Origin of the sequence: Paraburkholderia sp. JHI869, from assembly GCF_038900775.1 — a bacterium.
Classification (GTDB): domain Bacteria; phylum Pseudomonadota; class Gammaproteobacteria; order Burkholderiales; family Burkholderiaceae; genus Paraburkholderia.
Genome location: NZ_JAYMSC010000056.1, coordinates 1 through 18,392 on the forward strand (window position 1 = coordinate 1; position 18,392 = coordinate 18,392).

The following is an 18,392-nucleotide window of genomic DNA, read 5'->3' on the forward strand; positions in this document are numbered from 1 at the left end:
TCGGCGCGTATCTCGCCCAGGCGATTGCCGAGAAGAACCTGCACGCCGTGGGCTGGGTGATCCTCGCGATGATCGTGGTGATTCTCGCCTACGACCAGTTCCTGTTCCGCCCGCTCGTGGCGTGGGCCGACAAGTTCCGCATGGAAAACACGAGTTCGGGCGACGCGCCGGAATCGTGGCTGCTCGACCTGATTCGCCGTACTCATCTCATTCATCAACTGCTCGTGCCGCTCGGCTGGCTCTTCGCCAAGGCTGCGCGCATGCCGATCCATCTGCCCTCGTTTCCGAACGTGTCGTTCGCCGTGCCCGTGGCGCGCGGCCGGGGCGGCTTGCGCGCGCGCATCGGCGACGCCGTGTGGGCTGTGCTCGTGATCGCACTGACCGTGTTCGTCGTGTGGCGTGTGGTGGCCTTCGTCCGCACGGGCGTCACGCTCGACGAGGTGTGGCACGTGCTCGGTCTCGGCTTTATCACGCTGCTGCGCGTGATGCTGCTGATCGCCATCGCCTCGGTGATCTGGGTGCCGCTCGGCGTGCTGATCGGCCTGCGCCCGTCGCTCGCCGAGAAGGTGCAGCCGCTCGCGCAGTTCCTCGCGGCGTTCCCGGCGAACCTGCTGTTCCCGGTGTTCGTGATCGTGATCGTCCGCTTTCACCTCAACCCTGACATCTGGCTGTCACCGCTGATCGTGCTCGGCACCCAGTGGTATATCCTGTTCAACGTGATCGCGGGCGCAAGCGCCTATCCGAACGACTACAAGGAAGCGGCGAAGAACTTCCGCATTCGTGGATGGCAGTGGTGGCGTCAGGCCATGCTGCCGGGCATTTTCCCGTACTACATCACGGGCGCCATCACGGCCTCCGGCGGCGCGTGGAACGCGAGTATCGTCGCGGAGTTCGTGCAGTGGGGCGACACGAAGGTCGTCGCGCACGGCCTTGGCGCCTATATCGCCCAGACGACGGCGGCCGGCGATTACCCGAAGATCATCCTCGGCATTGCCGTGATGTCGCTCTTCGTCACGCTGTTCAACCGCCTCCTGTGGCGCCCGCTGTACACGTATGCCGAGTCCCGTCTGCGGCTCGACTGATCGACGACTGATCGAACAACGAATGATCGAAGGTAACGCGATGCAAAACCCCAAGACGCTGAGCGCCGCGCACGGCGATGTGCAGACGGCGCCGAACCCGCCGCGCTTAGGCGAAGAAATCCTCAACGTGAAGGACGTGTGCCGGGGCTTCAAAAAGTCCCAGGGCGAATTGCTCGTGCTCGACGACGCCAATCTCCAGCTTCGCGAGGGCGAGATCGTCGGGCTGCTTGGCCGCTCGGGCTCGGGCAAGTCCACGCTGCTGCGCATCATCGCGGGCCTGATCTCGCCGACGTCGGGCGACGTCACCTGGCGCGGCCAGCCGCTCGAAGGGCCGGCCGAAGGCGTGTCGATGGTGTTCCAGACGTTCGCGCTGTTCCCGTGGCTCACGGTGCTGCAGAACGTGGAAGCGGGCCTCGAAGCGCAGGGTGTGGGCGCGCGCGAGCGCCGCGAACGCGCGCTGGCAGCCATCGACCTGATCGGTCTGGACGGCTTCGAAAACGCGTATCCGCGCGAGCTTTCGGGCGGCATGCGCCAGCGCGTGGGTTTTGCGCGCGCGCTCGTGGTGGACCCGATGCTGATGCTCATGGACGAGCCGTTCTCCGCGCTCGACGTGCTGACTGCCGAAACGCTGCGTACCGACTTGCTCGACCTGTGGACGCAAGGCCGTCTGCCGATCAAGTCGGTGCTGATCGTCACGCACAACATCGAGGAAGCGGTATTCATGTGCGACCGCATTCTCGTGTTGTCGTCGAATCCCGGCCGCGTGGTGGCCGAGATCAAGGTGCCGTTCAAGCATCCGCGTAATCGTCTCGACCCGGTGTTCCGCAAGCTCGTGGACGACATCTACGCGAAGATGACGGCGCGTCAGACCGACGAAACCACGAAGAAGGGGCTGGAACTCGGCAGCTGGCTGCCGCGCGTCTCGACCAACCTGATGGCCGGTCTGATCGAAACGCTCGCGGCCGCGCCCTATCACGGCCGCGCCGATATGCCGGAAATCGCGCGTTCGCTGCATCTGGAAGTGGACGACTTGTTCCCGATCGCGGAAGTGCTGCAGAACCTGGGCTTCGCCGACGTGCGCGAAGGCGACGTGCTGCTCACGCCGCCCGCGCGCGTGTTTGCGGAGTTCGGCACGCAGGAGCGCAAGATGATGTTCGCCGAGCATCTGCTGCGCCACGTGCCGCTCGCGGCGCGAATCAAGAAGGTGCTCAACGAGCGCCCGGGACATCGCGCGCCGCGCGTGCGCTTCGAGCAGGAACTGGAGGACTTTCTCTCCGATGGCGCCGCGGAAGAAACGCTCGACACCGTGATCGACTGGGGCCGTTATGGCGAGATCTTCTCGTACAACGACCAGTCGGAAATCTTCAGTCTCGAAGACGTGGAGTCCTGAACGACGCGCGATGCTTCATTCGCGCGCATAAAAAACGGTCGCGGGGAGAACGAACCCAGCGACCGTTTTTGTTTGCAGTTGAGGCTATTGCAGCGTGCCCCAGCGCTCCACCGCAGGCTCGGCCGTAGCCCACTTCCAGCCCGACTGGTCCTGACACGCGCTCGCGGTGAACCACTGCTCGGGCGCATCGGCCTTCTCGCCGTCCTGCACCGAGAACACAAAGTCCTTGCACAGCGTGAGCGCGTTCGAGAATGCGCGAGTCACGCGCACCTGGCCGTGGCCGTTCTCCACGGGCAACTGGTGCTTGATGCGCCAGATGTCCATGCCGCCGACGGGCAGACGCCCGGCCGTTTCGGCGATCAGCTCTTGCTGGTCCGCGTGCATGCGCTTCATGTAGCGGCCGACGGCTTCGTCGGTGGCCGCCTGCACGGCGATGCCCACGCCGATGCCCACGGCAGGGTTCGCCGTGACGATACCGGTGGCCGCCGCAGCGGCTGCGCCGCTCGCCGCGCCGATCGACGAGCAGCCGCTCGCCGCGAGCGCGATGCCCGCGCAGAGCGCGGCCAGCGCGATGAGCTTCACGGGGCGAGACGTCGACGAATCCGTTGCGGCGTGCCGTGCGCGACTCGCGCGCGCCTTCATGCCGTTCATTGCAGCGCGCCCCAGCGGTCGGTGGCGGGTTCGGCCGAGGCCCACTTCCAGTTGTCGCCGTCGCGGCACACCGAAGCGACGAAGAACGCGCTCGAGGCGGGCTTGTCCTTCGTTGCCTCGTGATCGACGGAGAACACGATTTCCTTGCAGTCGAGCGCGCCACTGCTGATCGTGCGGCTCACCGTGACGCGGCCGTGCTCGTCGTCCTCGATCGGGAACGAGTGCACGATCGACCAGGGCGCCACGCCGCCGACCTCGAGCGGGCCCGCCGCCTTGGCGATGCTGTTCTGGGTGTTGGTGTGGACCACGCGCTCGGAGTACTGCACGCCGGCCTTTGCCGCGGCAACGGCGCCAAGGCCGATGCCGGTCGCCACGGCGGCGTTGCTCGTCACTTTCGAGGCGACCGCCGCACCGGCGATACCGGCGCCGGTTTGCGCGCCTTCGGAGTAGAGCGAACTGCAGGCCGAGCATGCGAGGCTCGCCACGGTGGCGAGCAGCGTGAGCGACACGACGCGTCGCCGGCGGGGGGAATCGGAGGGGAGCGGGGGCACACCGGCAATCGTTTCCTCGACTGCCTCTGACACCGATGGCGCGACGCGCGCCCGAGCACTTCGTTCTTGCATGATGATTCCCTGCCGCGAGCCGGATAGCGCCGCGTCGCGCGGATATCCAGCATGTTTTGCTTACTTAACGTGCTGCGGATTGTGCAACACGGGATTGTTAACGGGGATAGGTAAAGTGCAAGAAATTGCAAAAGCGCGTGCGCGGCAGGCCGATCTTTGATCGGCTTGCCGCGCGCCTTGCGCCTTGCGCCTCGCGGCGCAACGATCGTGCCGCGATAGCGGCCGCGCGACGCAGGCGTGAGGCGGGAGAGGGGATCAGGCTTCGTTCGTGTTCGTGTCCGTGTCCGGGTCGGTGGACGCTTCGGCTTCGCCGTCGTCGGCGCCGTAGCTGCCGAGCCGGTTGTAGAGCGTCTTGAGGCTCACGCCGAGCGTGCGCGCCGCAAGGCGTTTGTCGCCGCCGCAATACTTGAGCGTGCCGAGAATGATCTGCTTTTGCGCATCGGCGAGCGGCGTGCCGATCCAGACGCTCATGACGTCGCCCTGAGTGACGGGCTTCTTCACGCGCGGCACCAGTTGCGGATGCGCGATCTCGACGACCTTTTCCGCGAGAATGAACGCGCGATATACCGCGTTTTTCAGCTCGCGCACATTGCCGGGCCACGACCAGTTGCGCACGGTTTCGAGTGCGCGCTTGCTGAAGGCCTTTTGCGTGCCTTCCTGGTCGTTGAGTTCGGTGAGGAAATGCTGCGCGAGCAGTTCGCGGTCGCGCTCGCGTTCGCGCAGTGGCGGCGCGCGCAATGGAAACACCGCGAGCCGGTACATCAGGTCCTCGCGCAAGCAGTTTTCCTTCACTGCCATCACGGGGTCGCGATTGGTGGCGGCGATGATGCGCACGTCGCCGCGAATCGCTTCGTTGCCGCCCACCGGAAAGTACTCGCCGGTTTCGAGTGCGCGCAGCAGTTTGACCTGATGCAGCAGTGACATCTCAGTGATTTCGTCGAGGAACAGCGTGCCGCCGCGCGCGTGCTCGAAGTGGCCGTCGCGCGCCTGCACGGCGCCCGTGAAGCTGCCTTTTTCGTGACCGAACAACTCGGCCTCGATCAGCTCGTCGGGAATCGCGCCGCAGTTCACCGCGATGAACGGGCCGTCGCGGCGCTCGCTGTGCGCGTGGATTGTGCGGGCGATCAGCTCCTTGCCCGTGCCCGATTCGCCGACGATGAGCGCCGTGGCCTCGGTCACGGCCACGCGATCGATCTGCGCGTAAAGATCCAGCATGACCGCCGACGAGCCGTACAGCAGGCCGTACGACTGCAGTCCCGCGACGCGCGCATCGGCGTCCGGTCCGGAGTTTCCGGCGTTTGCGCTGCTTCGTTTTGTGGCGGCGGGCGAGCCCGGCTCGATTGACGCCATAGGGATGTTCGTCCTGCAAAGGTAGTGCGGGGCGTACGCTTCTGCGCGCATCGGCATGCTTTTGCGCGTATCGGCGAACAGACCCTGCGATCCGGGGCTGGCCGTCCAGGACAGGTGCGGAACTTGCCGCTCCGACGGCCGCGAGATTTGCGTGTGCGAGGGTGGTATCTCGTAAACGCGTAAACATTTAACCACTGCCGCGTACGACAGGGCAATGGACCTGTCCTGCGCATTGCGAGCGAGCGTGGCACGCATCCTGCTGCGGAACTTGATGAGCCTCGCGCCGTCTGCGTTGATAGGGGCGGCGCATTGGGCACGCCCCGGGCGACGCCACTCGAATCAACTCGCGCGTCTTGCGTCTTTGACGAGGCGTATCTGGGAGAGAGCGATATGTCGAAGAACCGCAGTGGTTTGGTAGGAACCTTGGTGACCGTCGGCGCGCTTGGCGCCATGGCGGGCATGCTGGCCTGGCGTTTCTCGCAGCGTCACCGCCTGCAACGGCAAACTTTCTATCGCGACTTGAGCCGCTGGGAAGGCGAAGGTGGCTCGCTTGCCGATACGACGGGCAACAACGGCCAGGGCCCCGAAATGGCGATGGCTGCAGGCGCCTCGGAGTCGTCGGAACACGGCATCAATGGCCGGATGGCCAATGGCGCGAACGGCGCGCCGTGGCCGTTTCCGCACAGCTAGGCGGGCGTAGCCGGGGCACGCGAGAGCCGTGCCCGCTTGTCTCGAATAAGTCTATAATAGTCATATCAACAACAATCGAGGTTCGGGCGGCCCGCGACTGACGGTATTGTTGCTCCTATGTAGCAAAACCGCGAATATTCAAGCTTTGCCGCTTGGTGCGTGCGTCCGACCGTTTCGTACTCCACTGCAGCGCAATCACGTGCGTCGCGACTTCCGCGGCGCCGGGCAACTCTGCCCGGCGCGCTTGCGAAGGGCGCGGCGCTCGCGCTTTGGAGCCATTCACCTATCAAGGCTGACGAGACGCGATGCCACATGTATTGATTGTCGATGACGACGAGCAAACCCGCGAGGCGCTGGCCGCCGTGGTGAGCGAAGACGGGCTCACCACCGCGCAGGCAGGCGACCTGCGCGAGGCGCGCATCCAGCTCGTGCGGCAGACGCCGGACGTGGTTTTCACCGACCTGAAGCTGCCCGACGGCAGTGGCACCGACCTTTTCGAAGACCTCGACCCGCGCTCGGGCGTGGAACTCGTGGTCATCACCGGGCATGCGACCGTCGAGACGGCCGTCGACGCGCTCAAGTCCGGCGCGATCGACTATCTGGTCAAGCCGATCAACCTCCAGCGCGTGAAGGCGATCCTGAACCGCTTGCCGCGCGCGGGCGACCTCAAGGCCGAAATCGGCACGCTGCGCGGCGAATTGCGCCGCATGGGGCGCTTTGGCCTGATGCTCGGCAATTCGCCGACCATGCAGGAGGTCTACGACCAGATCAGCCGCGTCGCACCCACGCCCGCCTCGGTCATGCTGGTGGGCGAGTCGGGCACCGGCAAGGAAGTCGCCGCGCAGACCATTCACCAGTTGAGCCTGCGGCGCAAGCACGAATTCCTCGCGGTGAACTGCGGCGCGATTTCGCCGAACCTGATCGAGTCCGAAATGTTCGGTCACGAGCGCGGCTCGTTCACGGGCGCCGACCGGCAGCACAAGGGCTACTTCGAGCGCGCGAACGGCGGCACGCTGTTCCTCGACGAAATCACCGAAATGCCGATCGAGCTGCAGGTGAAGCTGCTGCGCGTGCTCGAAACCGGCATGTTCATGCGCGTGGGCACGACCAAGGAAATCGAAACCGACGTGCGCCTGATCGCGGCGACCAACCGCGACCCGGAGCAGGCCGTGGCCGAAGGCAAGCTGCGTCTGGACCTTTATCACCGCCTGAACGTGTTTCCGATCAGCCTGCCGCCGCTGCGCGAGCGCGGCAAGGACGTCGAGCTGCTTGCCCAGGCGTTCCTCGACGAACTGAACGAGCGCCACGGCACGAAAAAGCTGTTTCCCGCGGCGGTGCGCGAGATGCTGGCGGCCTACCCGTGGCCCGGCAACGTGCGCGAGTTGAAGAACTACGTGCAGCGCGCGCACATCATGTCGGGCAATGAGGGCGATTTCACGGCCACGGTGCCGCTGCAGATCTCGCTCTCGAAACCGATTGCGGGCACGGCGGTCACGATCCCGTTCGGCACCTCGCTCGCCGACGCCGATCGCCAGCTCATTCTCGCGACGCTCGAGCAGTGCGGCGGTGTGAAGACGCGTGCGGCGGAAATCCTCGGCATCAGCCTGAAGACGCTCTATAACCGTCTTGTGGAGTACGGCAACGAAAGCGCCGGCAAGGGCGATGCGCCCGCGCGCGTAGCCGGCGCCTGAGCCGCATTCGCGTGTGCGCCCGCGTGGCGCGCACGCGCGGGCGGTACGACGCTTGCAGTGTGAGTTTCGCGTCCATGATGAGGAGCGAAAGATGCCGAGCTGCAAATCCAGTGATGCCGTCCGCGTGAAGCCCTGGCTCGCGCATACCCCGCAGCCCGACGAACCGCCGCCGGATCAGCCCGGCGAGCCCGATGTGCCGCCCATCGGCGATCCGCCAGAGCCACCGGGTGAAGTGCCGCACGCGCGGCGCGGTTTTGCCCGTTGCGACCCTTCGGTCTCCTCTCGATTTCACCGCTCGCGTGGCGCATTGCCCGCCACATGAGCTTTTGCTCGAATGGCATGCGAAAGCCGTTAGGCGAACCTGATGGCTTTTATGTACTAGTTACAAAAGCCCCGCCATTTTTACCGGCGAATTCACGCGGCGAACCCTAGACTATAAAAAACGCCACCGCCGCGTGGCCGCCTTCCGCTGGAGGCATCGACATGAGACATCCTGCCTTGCGCCGCTCCGCACGTTATACGGGCAAGCGTGGCCCGCGCGATTCGCAAGAGAAGAGCAATCCTCCGCCGGCGGCCACGCCGGACCCCGCAGGCCAGAATCGCGCGGTGCCAGGCGTGCCGCCCGATGGCGAGCACAACCAAGGCGGGGCGCGGGCTGAGGGCATCGAGTACCAGCGCGATCTCGGCTCGGAACAGGACGCCTGATCCGCTTCGATTCGCCGTTTGCCGCGCGCCGTTTGCAGGCCGGAATCCGCGCCTGACAGATCACCGGGCTATTGCGCTCTTGCGTGCTTGCCGCGCGGAATCTGCTCGCGCTGTCATTTGTGAGAAAAGATTTTTGCTCCAGACCCTGCCGAACCGGCACGCGTCTTGCGTATGTACCGGGAGCATCGTCTTCGGACCCAACGAAACAGGAGGTAGAGCCGCAATGGGCAGACTGATCGTGGTATCGAATCGCGTTGCGCCGACCCAGGAGGGCCGTCCCGCAGCGGGCGGGCTCGCAGTCGGCGTATTGGACGCGCTCAAGGAAACCGGCGGTGTGTGGTTCGGGTGGAGCGGCGAAACGGTCGCGGAGCCGTCCGCACCGGTCATCGAGCAAAAGGACAGCGTCACCTACGCGACGGTAGGTCTGACCCGCCGTGACTACGACCAGTACTACAAGGGCTTCTCGAACACGACGCTCTGGCCGACATTCCACTACCGCAACGACCTCGCGCGCTACGAGCGCCAGGAGTACGGCGGCTACCTGCGCGTGAATGTCTCGCTCGCGCGCCAGTTGCAGCCGCTCATCGAGCCCGACGACATCATCTGGGTGCACGACTATCACCTGATTCCGTTCGCGCGCTGCCTGCGCGACCTTGGAGTGAAGAACCCGATCGGCTTCTTCCTGCACATTCCGCTGCCGGTGCCCGAAGTCATGCGCTCGGTGCCGCCGCACGAAGAACTCATGAAGTTCATGTGCCACTACGACGTGGTCGGGTTCCAGACCGACGCCGACCGCCAGGCCTTCCTCGATTACGTCGAGCGCGGCGGCCATGGCACCGCAAGCGATGACGGCATGGTCCACGCGTGGGACCGCTTCCTGAAGGTCGGGGCGTACCCGATCGGCATCTATCCGGACGCGATTGCCAAGGCCTCGTCGCAATTCTCCGACCGCAAGGCCGTGCGCAGCCTGCGCGAAGCCATGCGCGGGCGCAAGCTGATCATGAGCGTGGACCGGCTCGATTACTCGAAGGGGCTCGCCGAGCGCTTCCAGGCGTTCGAGCGTCTTCTGCAAAACGGGCCGGGCTGGCATGGCCGCGTCTCGCTCTTGCAGATCGCGCCGCCGACGCGCTCCGACGTGCAGACCTACCAGACGATCCGCCGCAATCTCGAAGGCGAAGCGGGCCGTATCAACGGGCGTTTCGCGCAGCTCGACTGGACGCCGATCCAGTACCTGAACCGCAAGTACGAGCGCAACCTGCTGATGGCGCTGTTCCGCGAGGCCCAAGTGGGCTATGTTGCGCCGCTGCGCGACGGCATGAACCTCGTGGCGAAGGAGTACGTGGCTTCGCAGAACCCCGAAGATCCCGGCGTGCTGGTGCTTTCGCAGTTCGCGGGCGCGGCCGAACAGTTGCCGGGCGCGCTGGTCGTGAATCCGTACGACCTGAACCAGACGGCCGAGGCGCTGGAGCGCGCGCTCTCCATGCCGCACGCCGAGCGCGTCTCGCGCTACAACGACATGATGGCGTCGCTGCGCGAGAACAATCTTTCGGTGTGGCGCGATACGTTCCTCGCCGACCTGCGCAGCGTCGCGACGGCGGCATCGGTTACGGCCAAGGCGCGCAACGCCGCGCCGGCAGGAAAAGCTTCCGTGCAAACGCCTGCGCCCGAACAGGCGCAGCGCGCAGCGCGCGCTTAGGCGATGCCCGGGCGGCGTGCTTGCCGCCTTTGGCCGTCAACGCGCTCTCGACGCAAATGGACCCACGCGGCGGCCTTCGGGCCGCCGCTTTTTTGCGTGCGCCTGCGTCTGCCTGACGAGCGGCGCGCTCAGGCGCGCTGGCCGCTCGGCGCGGCGAACGGCATGGGCGGACGGGTGGGATCGAAATCGGCCCAGTGTCCGTCGTGCCATTGCCCGGAGGCGCACTCGATATCGGCGGCGCCACCGTCACGCAGCAACTGCGCGGCGAGATCCTGGTTCTCGTAGCAAACGTGCACCGAGAGCAGGACGCCGTCGCTGCGCGTCTCGCGATGCACCCTCTCGTGGTGCACCTTCATCTGCTGCGCGGTGGCTTTCGCACCCACACTCGCGCCGATGCGCGCCCCGATCCACGCGCCCACGCCGGCCGCGATCACGACCGCGGGCAACGTCGCCGAGAACGCGCTGAAGATCACGACGCCCACGACGGCGCCCGCCACTGCACCGGCTGTGATATTGCGCGTGTGATGCGCTGGCACGCCGGCAACCGTGGGCGGCGCGCCTGCGGCGAAACCCGCGTCAGGCATGGCATGGCGCGCATGCTGGCCGCGCGGATTGACGAAGAACAGGTTGACGTCTTCTTCGAGGAAGCCGCCCGAGTACAGCTTTTCGGCGGCGGCTTCAGCAGCGGGGAAGGTCGTGAACCGGCCTGCGACTATGAGTGACATGGGAAGCCCCCTTTGCCGGATTTGGCAGGTTGACTCGCCGGGCGGCCGCGAATGCGGCACGCCCTAAACCCATGTTAGTGCCTGCGCAAGCGCAAGGTTAGACCGTGCTTAACCTGGCGTCTGCGCCGCGGCGCCCGGCATCAGGCGCAGCAGGCTCACCACCGCCGCAACGGCGGCGAAGGCTGTCGCCACATAAAGCGCCACGGTCGGCCCGTGTTGCGGCGCAACGCCGAAGATGAGCGCCACGAGCGCCGCGCCGAGCGTCTGCCCGGTGAGGCGCGCGGTGCCGAGCATCCCGCTCGCGCCGCCGCTGCGCTCGCGCGGCGCGGAGGAGAGGATCTGCCGGTTGTTGGGCGACTGGAACACGCCGAAGCCAACACCGCACAAGGCCATGCGCCAGCAGATGTCGAACACCGAGGGATGCGCGCCGAGCGTGGCGAGCGAAAGCAGGCCGAGCGCGAAGAGCGCGAGACCGATGCCGCCGAGCATGCCCGCCGGATAGCGGTCGGAGAGCGCGCCCGAGAGCGGCGCCGCGCCGATGATGACGAGCGGCCACGGCGTCATGAGAAGGCCCGTGTCGACCTGCGAGAAACCGAAGGTTTCCTGCAGCATGAACGGCAGCGCGACGAACGCGAGCATTTGCGCGCAGAACGAGCAGACCGAGGTGCTGATCGACAGCGCGAACACGGGGTTGGCGAGCAGATCGACGGGCAAGAGCGGCGCGGCCTGCGTGAGCTGGCGGCGCACGAAGAACCAGCCGATCACGATCGCGAGCAGGAATTCGAGCGCGACGAGGCGATTGCTCTCGCCGTGGCCGAGACCGTCGACGGCAAAGATCAGGAGACCGAACACGATGGCATTGAGCACCGCGCTCAGATAGTCGTAGGGCGCGGGATGCCGCTCGTTTTCGGGCAGCGCGCGCAGACCCAGCGCGAGCGCGGCGATGCCGATCGGCACGTTGATCGCGAAGAGCCAGGGCCATGTGGCGATGGCGAGCACGCCCGAGGCGAGCGTCGGTCCGACCGCCGAGGCGATCGCGACGACCATCGCATTGATGGCGACGCCGCGGCCCAGTTGCGCGCGCGGATAGATCATGCGCACGAGCGCGGTGTTCACGCTCATGATTCCCGCGCCGCCGAAGCCCTGCACCATGCGCGCGAACGCGAGCTGGGGCAGCGTGGTCGCCAGCGCGCAGCCGAGCGACGCGACGGTGAAGAGCACCATGCCGGCCAGATACACGCGCTTGTAGCCGATGCGGTCGCCGAGCGAGGCGAGCGGGAGCAGCGAGATGGTGACCGAGAGCTGATACGCGTTGACGATCCAGATCGAGCTTGCCGCGCTCGCATGCAGGTGCCGCGCGATGGTCGGCAACGCGACATTGGCGATCGCGCCGTCGAGCACGGCGAGCGTGATGCCGAGCGCGACGACGAGGATCGCGTAATAACGCTGCGGGAAGGGCAGGCCGGTTTCGATGTCGGCGCAGGAGTTGGCGGAGCGTTCGGAAAGCGTGGGCATCGACGGGAGAGGCGGCGCGCGATGGGCGTGCGCCGCCGGCTGGCGGTTGTTTTCTGGTCTGGTCTGGCGGCTTATTTCAGTTCGTAGAGCCCGACGTAAGTGGTCGAATCCACCTCGTTCAGATGCGTCATGAAGCGCGCCACCGCGTTGGTCGTTTCCGGCGTGACGGGCAGTTGCGCGGCCTTGAGCGCGTGCACGCGGAAGATGTAGCGATGCGGCTTGTCGCCGCGCGGGGGCGCCGCGCCGCCGAAGCCCACCGTGCCGTAGTCGTTGCGCACCTGCACCGCGCCCTGCGGGAGCAGGCTGCCGTCGGCCTTGCCGGCGTTGCGCGCGAGCGAGCGCACATCGGGTGGAATGTTCACCACGACCCAGTGCCAGAAGCCGCTGCCCGTGGGCGCGTCCGGATCGTAGACGGTGAGGGCGAAGCTTTGCGTGTCGGCGGGCGGCTCGTCCCATTGCAGTGCGGGCGAGACATTGTCGCCGTCGACACCGAAGGCCCGGTCGTCGAACTCCTGCGCCTTCGGCATGAAACCGTTGCTGGGAAAGTCATCGGACCAAAGTCGGAAATCAGCCATCGGGTGTCTCCTTCGCTTCGGGTTGTGGGACGGCTGCGCTTACGTGCTTGAGTCTTATGTGCAGCCGCTCGATCGAGTTTATCACTGCGGGATGTTCGGCCAGGGCCAGCTTCGCAGCTTGAGATGCGCGGCGCATCGGCGGGATGTCACGCCTGTGGCGATGTTTGTCGATGGCCCGCTACGAGCGCGCCTCGAACCATGCGGACGACTCGTTTTCGAGCCACGCGGCAAGCTGCTCGACCACGGCTTGAGGATCGTGCTGCGCGCCACGCAACGCGCATTCCCAGACCACCGCCACTCGCCAGCCCTGGGCCGTGAGCGCCGCCAGCGCCCTGGCGTCGTTCAGCCGGTTGCGCGCGATCTTCTCGCGCCAGAACTCGGGGCGCGTTTGCGGCCACTTGAAGAGCGCGCAGTTGTGACCGTGCCAGAAGCAGCCGTGGACGAACACTACGGCGCGCCGGCGCGGCAGCACGATGTCGGGCCGCCCGGGCAGTTCGCGCACGTTCAGGCGAAAGCGAAAGCCGCGCCGGTGCAGCAGACTGCGGATCAACTTTTCGGGCTTCGTGTTGCGTCCACGTATGCCGGACATCATCCGGCTGCGCGTCGCGGTATCGACGACGTCCACCATCGTCTGTCGCCTCGCCTCGCTTCGGTTCGCTTCGGTTCGCTTCGGTTCGCTTCGGTTCGCTTCAGTTGGCTGCGGCGCGCGCCGGTCAGCGGCCTCCCGCCGTGGCGGTCGCCGGGGCCGGAGTGCGCCTGCCGCGCGGTGTGCGCGTCGCATGCGTTGTGTCCGCAACGGCAGGAACCGGCGTCGCGTCCGCGCCGGGCGCCTCATGCTGCGAGGCCAGCACGGCATCGAGATGCGGCATCATCGTGCGCGCGACTTCGCGCATCACCGGCATCACCACGCTGTTGCCGAACTGGCGGTACGCCTGGGTGTCGCTCACCGGGATGCGGAAGGTGTCGGGCAGGCCCATGAGCCGCGCGCACTCGCGCGGCGTGAGGCGGCGTGGACGCAATCCTTCGCCTTGATAGACGAGGATCTCGCTTCCGTCCTTGTGATAGCGCGCAGAAAGCGTGCGCGTGACGCTGTCGGGAAACGCAAGGCCGAAGCCGAAGCCATTGCCGGCCGCCCGGTGCTTCTCGGCGTACTGCTGCAGGTAGGCCCAGAGCCCCGGCGTGAGCGTGTACTTCGGTTGCACGCGGCGCGCGCCGTGATCGAAAAAGCGCTCGCCGTCCCAGGGCAGCAGCGGCTCGCAGCCGTCCGTGCGGTGCAGGATCGAGGCGAGCCGCGGGCCTTCTTCGGGCAGCGAGAGTGCGTCCCACGAGAACGGCGTCGGCTCGCGAAAACCGACGATGATGATGCGTTCGCGATGCTGCGGCGTGAAATGGCGTCCGTCGATCACGCGGTAGTGCACGTCATAGCCAAGTTCGTCGCGCAGCACCTGAAGGATCACGTCGAAGGTGCGGCCGCGATCGTGCGAGACGAGGTTCTTCACGTTCTCGAGCAAAAACGCGGCGGGCCGCTTCTCGGCGATGATGCGCGCGACGTCGAAGAACAGCGTGCCCTGCGTCGTGCAGGCGAAGCCGTGCGGACGGCCAAGCGCGTTCTTCTTGCTCACGCCCGCGATCGAGAACGGCTGGCAGGGAAATCCCGCGAGCAGCACGTCGTGGTCGGGCACGTCGGCGGCGTCCACCGCCGTGATATCGCCGATGAACGGATGGTCCTCGCCGTAGTTTTCCAGATAGGTCTTGCGCGAGAACGGATTCCATTCGCTCGTGAAGACGCACTCGCCGCCGTGCGCCTCGAACCCCTTGCGGATGCCGCCGATACCGGCGAACAGGTCGATGAAGCGAAAGCGCGCGGCGCTGCCATTGGCGTGAGCGCCGCTTTGCAGCAGTTCGCGCAGTGCGGCTTCGAGCATCGCGGGGCAGGGCGTTTCCCCTTTTTCCCAACGTCGCACGGTCTTCACGTCGCGACCGACGTGCGTGGCGATTTGCTGTTGCGTGAAACGCTTGCGTGCCTGCTGGAGCAGGTCTCTCGGTTCGGCCGTGTGCACGGAGTCCTCGTTAGGGTATTTTTGCGGACATTATGACCGATGGTCGACCCGCGGCACCAGGAATTCCCGATGTGCGTGCGTAGTTCAGCACTGCCTCAGCACCGCGCAAGCGCAGACGCGCGCCGCGCGAGGCGAATGCCTCGCGCGTGCGAGCGTCGAATTCAGGGGGTGGTCAGGAGTGTTGCGGGCCGGCGTTGGCCTGCTTCGCCAGCGCTGCGGAGGCGGAGGCGACGTTCAGCTCGTGCAGATCGAGGATCAGCAGCAGGCTGTCGATCTCGCACAGCTGCCCCTTGTTCACGTGACCGGTGTCGAGCAGGCGGTGCAACCGCTGACGCCAGTAGTTCGCGGGAAGAATTGGCCCGCCGAAGTCGCCGGCGAGCGACAGGGGCATCACGCGACGAATGTGCGCGATATCCTGGTCGATGAGGGTTGACATCATATGACCGGCGGGGAGGGGACGCGTGGTGTCCATGAAAGCCATTACGGCACTATTTTTCCCTTCTTTAGGAGAAATTGACTCGGTACTTACCCCTAATTTGCCGGTTGTACGCTTTTTGTTCCGCCGCTTACTCGGTAGCCGGCGGCGTCGCGCCTTGCACCTGAGCGGCGCTTTCGAAGAAACGCCGCGTCGCTTCGAACGAGTTCAGCATCTGTTCGGGCCAGGGCGTTTGCAGCATCACGGCTTGATGGTTCTCGAACGCCGCGCCCAGCTGGCGGGCGAGTTCGGGCGAATTGAGGTGGCGCAGCAGCACGCTCACGGCGATGGCGGTGGCCTGACTGGCCCCTGCCGTCTGCAGTTCGGAGGCGGTGAGGGCGGCGAGTTGCTTGTTGATGTCCATGGAAAACCTGCTCGGGAAAGAGGTGGCGCGAATGCGCGAAAGAGACGGGACGGGGATGTACGAACCGGTTGCGGCCTTGGCGGCGCGGCGTGCTCGAGCGGCTGGTCCCCCTGGCAGGAATCGAACCTGCATCTAGCGCTTAGGAGGCACTTGTTCTATCCATTGAACTACAGGGAGCGCGAGGTCGAGCATTGCTCCGTTCGATCGCCATGTTTCCCAAGTGACCCGTCATGGCGCGGAGCGGCGCGCGAAGCGGTTCGGCCTTGCGGGTCCGAGCTATATCGCGGCGCAGGGCCAAGAGTATAGCAAACGTGTTCGGGCTCGAAAATGACGCCCCTTTAGCTCCGGCGGCGTGCTTTTGGCACTCGCATTATGGCTTCCCCGCGAGTCGTCGCGGGTTCTGGCATTCAGAACTCGACGACGGCGAATTCCGCCTTGCCCACGTCGCACAGCGGGCAGCGCCAGTCGTCGGGAATCTCGGCGAAGCGCGTGCCGGCGGCGATGCCTTCGTCGGGCAGACCTTCTTCTTCGTTGTAGATCCAGCCGCAAATCAGGCAGACCCAGCTCTTGTACTCGATTACTACTTCACTCACAGCGTGTCCTTCGGTTAGTCGATTCGATGCGTGGCCCGTCATGCGGCCCTTTATCTAGTGGACGAGGGCGGCGCGGGCGACCTGCGATGTTACCGGAAAACGCATCGCGTGCCGCTGCGCTAAAGGGTCGCTAAATTCCGGGGCTTGCGCCCCGACCTACGCGGCCCGACCTGCGCGGCCCGGTACAATGCCCGCTTCAGGTCCACCGCACGCATCGCTTTCCATCCATGTCGCTTTACACCATCACAGGCGCGCAACTGGCGTTCGGCCACGTCGCGCTGCTCGACCACGCGGACTTTTCGCTCGAAGCCGGCGAGCGCGTCGGGCTGATCGGCCGCAACGGCGCGGGCAAGTCGTCGCTGCTGACCATCGTCGCCGATCTCGCGAAGCCCGACGACGGGCTCGTCACGCGCCAGCAGAGTCTCTCGACCGTCTACGTGCCGCAGGAGCCCGACTTCGACGCCGACGCGACGGTGTTCGACACCGTCGCCTCCGGTCTCGCCGACGTGCGTGCGCTGCTCGACGAATACGACGCGGTCGCGCACAAGCTCGCGGACACGCCCGAAGGCGCCGAGCACGACGCGCTGCTCGCGCGCATGAACACGCTGCAATCGTCGCTCGATCATGCCGACGCCTGGAACTGGCGCACGCGCGTGGCCACGACGCTCGCGCAGATCGGCCTCGAAGGCGACGCGCGCGTGGGCGCGCTCTCGGGCGGCATGCAAAAGCGCGTGGCGCTCGCCCGCGCGCTCGTCGTTCAGCCCGACATCCTGCTGCTCGACGAACCGACCAACCACCTCGACTTCGACGGCATCCGCTGGCTCGAGGAACTGCTCGTCGCCCAGCGTTCGAGCCTGCTCTTCATCACCCACGACCGCGCGTTTCTCGACCGCGTGGCCACGCGCATCGTCGAACTCGATCGCGGCAAGCTGCTCTCGTATCCGGGCAACTTCACGCAGTATCAGGAGCGCAAGGCGCAGCAGCTCGAAGTCGAGCGCGTGGAGAACGAGAAGTTCGACAAGCTGCTCGCGCAGGAAGAAGTGTGGATCCGCAAGGGCGTGGAAGCGCGGCGCACGCGCAGCGTGGGCCGCATCGCGCGCCTCGTGCAGATGCGCCATGAGCGCGAGGAACGCCGCAACGTGCAGGGCAATGTGAAGCTCGATGTGGCGCAAGGCGAGAAGTCCGGCAAGATCGTCGCCGAACTCACCGATGTGACCAAGCGCTACGGCGGCCGCACGATCGTCGACAACTTCTCGTCGACGGTCATGCGCGGCGACAAGATCGGCTTTGTCGGCCCGAACGGCGCGGGCAAGACCACGCTGCTCAAGCTGATTCTCGGCGCGTTGAAGCCGGACGAAGGCACGGTGCGCGTGGGCACGAATCTGCAGGTCGCGTACTTCGACCAGATGCGCGCACAGCTCGACATGGAAAAGAGCCTTGCCGATACGATCAGCCCCGGCAGCGACTGGGTCGAGATCAACGGCGCGAAGAAGCACGTGATGAGCTATCTCGGCGACTTCCTGTTCGCGCCCGAGCGCGCGCGTTCGCCCGTGAAGTCGCTTTCGGGCGGCGAGCGCAACCGCCTGCTGCTCGCGCGTTTGTTCGCGCGCCCCGCGAACGTGCTGGTGCTCGACGAGCCGACCAACGACCTCGACATCCCGACGCTCGAACTGCTCGAAGAACTGCTCACCGACTACGACGGCACCGTGCTGCTCGTGAGCCACGACCGCGCGTTCCTCGACAACGTGGTGACTTCGGTGATCGCGTCCGAGGGCGAAGGGCGCTGGCGCGAGTACGTGGGCGGCTTCACCGACTGGCAGACGCAGAGCGCCCGCGCGCAGGAGATTGCCGAGGCGCGCGCGCCGAAGGAAGCGGCTGCTGCGGCCACTGCGCCGAAGGACAGCGCGGCGGGGCGCAATGCTCAGCGCACGGTGAAGCTCTCGTTCAAGGAGCAGCGCGAGCTCGAGGAACTGCCCAAGCGCATCGAGGCGCTGGAGACGGAGCAGAAGACCATCGGCGCGAAGATCGAGGACGGTTCGATCTTCGCGAAGGATGCGCAGGAGGGCACGCGCCTGACTGAACGCTATGCGGCGATCGACGAGGAATTGCTCGTTGCGCTGGAGCGGTGGGAAGAGTTGGAGAGCAAGCGCAAGTGATGTGAGAGAAGGCGGCCTGATGAAGGCCGCTTTTTTTTTTGCAGTGGATGG

Annotated in this window: 19 protein-coding genes and 1 tRNA gene; 8 read left to right on the plus strand and 12 right to left on the minus strand. The window is 66.0% G+C overall.

What is annotated here, in order from left to right:
* Positions 1-1,082: ABC transporter permease subunit (locus VSR72_RS42350; RefSeq protein WP_342958136.1), on the plus strand; the 1,082-nt coding region annotated here is incomplete at its 5' end.
* 40 nt (positions 1,083-1,122) lie between these two features.
* Positions 1,123-2,472, plus strand: a complete 1,350-nt coding sequence (locus VSR72_RS42355; protein WP_342958161.1) for a nitrate/sulfonate/bicarbonate ABC transporter ATP-binding protein — start codon at positions 1,123-1,125, stop codon at positions 2,470-2,472.
* Between the two features lie 84 nt (positions 2,473-2,556).
* Here VSR72_RS42355 and VSR72_RS42360 read toward each other — a convergent pair whose 3' ends face one another.
* The 3 genes from VSR72_RS42360 to VSR72_RS42370 all read right to left on the minus strand — a co-directional run bounded on the left by VSR72_RS42360 (position 2,557) and on the right by VSR72_RS42370 (position 5,096).
* Positions 2,557-3,114 (minus strand): hypothetical protein, encoded by a 558-nt coding sequence (locus tag VSR72_RS42360; RefSeq protein ID WP_342958162.1) that lies wholly within the window; start codon positions 3,112-3,114, stop codon positions 2,557-2,559.
* A 5-nt stretch (positions 3,115-3,119) separates the two neighbouring features.
* Positions 3,120-3,632: a hypothetical protein gene (locus tag VSR72_RS42365; protein ID WP_342958137.1), complete on the minus strand. Its 513-nt coding sequence runs from the start codon at positions 3,630-3,632 to the stop codon at positions 3,120-3,122.
* Positions 3,633-4,001: 369 nt separating this feature from the next.
* A complete protein-coding gene (locus VSR72_RS42370; protein ID WP_342958138.1) occupies positions 4,002-5,096 on the minus strand; it encodes a sigma-54 dependent transcriptional regulator in 1,095 nt (364 codons plus the stop codon).
* Positions 5,097-5,486: 390 nt separating this feature from the next.
* On the opposite strand from VSR72_RS42370, the gene VSR72_RS42375 reads away from it, so the two are divergent.
* The 5 genes from VSR72_RS42375 to otsA all read left to right on the plus strand — a co-directional run bounded on the left by VSR72_RS42375 (position 5,487) and on the right by otsA (position 9,878).
* Positions 5,487-5,786: a hypothetical protein gene (locus VSR72_RS42375; protein ID WP_342958139.1), complete on the plus strand. Its 300-nt coding sequence runs from the start codon at positions 5,487-5,489 to the stop codon at positions 5,784-5,786.
* Between the two features lie 305 nt (positions 5,787-6,091).
* On the plus strand, positions 6,092-7,477 hold the full coding sequence (locus VSR72_RS42380; RefSeq protein ID WP_342958140.1) for a sigma-54 dependent transcriptional regulator: 1,386 nt from the start codon (positions 6,092-6,094) through the stop codon (positions 7,475-7,477).
* 91 nt (positions 7,478-7,568) lie between these two features.
* Positions 7,569-7,799 (plus strand): hypothetical protein, encoded by a 231-nt coding sequence (locus tag VSR72_RS42385; protein ID WP_342958141.1) that lies wholly within the window; start codon positions 7,569-7,571, stop codon positions 7,797-7,799.
* 161 nt (positions 7,800-7,960) lie between these two features.
* Entirely contained in the window at positions 7,961-8,182 is a 222-nt protein-coding gene (locus VSR72_RS42390; protein ID WP_342958142.1) for a hypothetical protein, read from the plus strand.
* Positions 8,183-8,405: 223 nt separating this feature from the next.
* Positions 8,406-9,878 carry an alpha,alpha-trehalose-phosphate synthase (UDP-forming) gene (gene otsA / locus VSR72_RS42395; RefSeq protein WP_342958143.1) on the plus strand — a complete coding sequence of 491 codons (1,473 nt, stop codon included), beginning with the start codon at positions 8,406-8,408 and terminating at the stop codon, positions 9,876-9,878.
* Between the two features lie 128 nt (positions 9,879-10,006).
* Here the strand turns inward: otsA and VSR72_RS42400 are convergent, their stop codons facing one another.
* The 9 genes from VSR72_RS42400 to VSR72_RS42440 form a co-directional block, all read right to left on the minus strand.
* Positions 10,007-10,603 (minus strand): hypothetical protein, encoded by a 597-nt coding sequence (locus tag VSR72_RS42400; protein ID WP_342958144.1) that lies wholly within the window; start codon positions 10,601-10,603, stop codon positions 10,007-10,009.
* Positions 10,604-10,711: 108 nt separating this feature from the next.
* Positions 10,712-12,118, minus strand: coding sequence for an MFS transporter (locus VSR72_RS42405; protein ID WP_342958145.1), 1,407 nt, complete (start codon positions 12,116-12,118; stop codon positions 10,712-10,714).
* Positions 12,119-12,189: 71 nt separating this feature from the next.
* On the minus strand, positions 12,190-12,693 hold the full coding sequence (locus VSR72_RS42410; protein WP_028205781.1) for a YbhB/YbcL family Raf kinase inhibitor-like protein: 504 nt from the start codon (positions 12,691-12,693) through the stop codon (positions 12,190-12,192).
* A 178-nt stretch (positions 12,694-12,871) separates the two neighbouring features.
* The gene (locus VSR72_RS42415; RefSeq protein ID WP_342958146.1) at positions 12,872-13,321 is read right to left on the minus strand and encodes a very short patch repair endonuclease; all 450 of its coding nucleotides are present in this window, start codon (positions 13,319-13,321) and stop codon (positions 12,872-12,874) included.
* Positions 13,322-13,406: 85 nt separating this feature from the next.
* Positions 13,407-14,753 (minus strand): DNA (cytosine-5-)-methyltransferase, encoded by a 1,347-nt coding sequence (gene dcm, locus VSR72_RS42420; RefSeq protein WP_342958147.1) that lies wholly within the window; start codon positions 14,751-14,753, stop codon positions 13,407-13,409.
* A gap of 172 nt (positions 14,754-14,925) precedes the next feature.
* Positions 14,926-15,225 (minus strand): hypothetical protein, encoded by a 300-nt coding sequence (locus VSR72_RS42425; RefSeq protein ID WP_254336668.1) that lies wholly within the window; start codon positions 15,223-15,225, stop codon positions 14,926-14,928.
* A 94-nt stretch (positions 15,226-15,319) separates the two neighbouring features.
* Positions 15,320-15,592: a hypothetical protein gene (locus VSR72_RS42430; RefSeq protein ID WP_342958148.1), complete on the minus strand. Its 273-nt coding sequence runs from the start codon at positions 15,590-15,592 to the stop codon at positions 15,320-15,322.
* A 102-nt stretch (positions 15,593-15,694) separates the two neighbouring features.
* Positions 15,695-15,769, minus strand: a tRNA-Arg gene (locus tag VSR72_RS42435).
* 230 nt (positions 15,770-15,999) lie between these two features.
* On the minus strand, positions 16,000-16,185 hold the full coding sequence (locus VSR72_RS42440) for a rubredoxin (protein WP_342958149.1): 186 nt from the start codon (positions 16,183-16,185) through the stop codon (positions 16,000-16,002).
* 227 nt (positions 16,186-16,412) lie between these two features.
* Between VSR72_RS42440 and VSR72_RS42445 the strand changes: the two genes are divergently transcribed.
* Positions 16,413-18,341, plus strand: a complete 1,929-nt coding sequence (locus VSR72_RS42445; protein WP_342958150.1) for an ATP-binding cassette domain-containing protein — start codon at positions 16,413-16,415, stop codon at positions 18,339-18,341.
* Positions 18,342-18,392 lie beyond the last annotated feature (51 nt).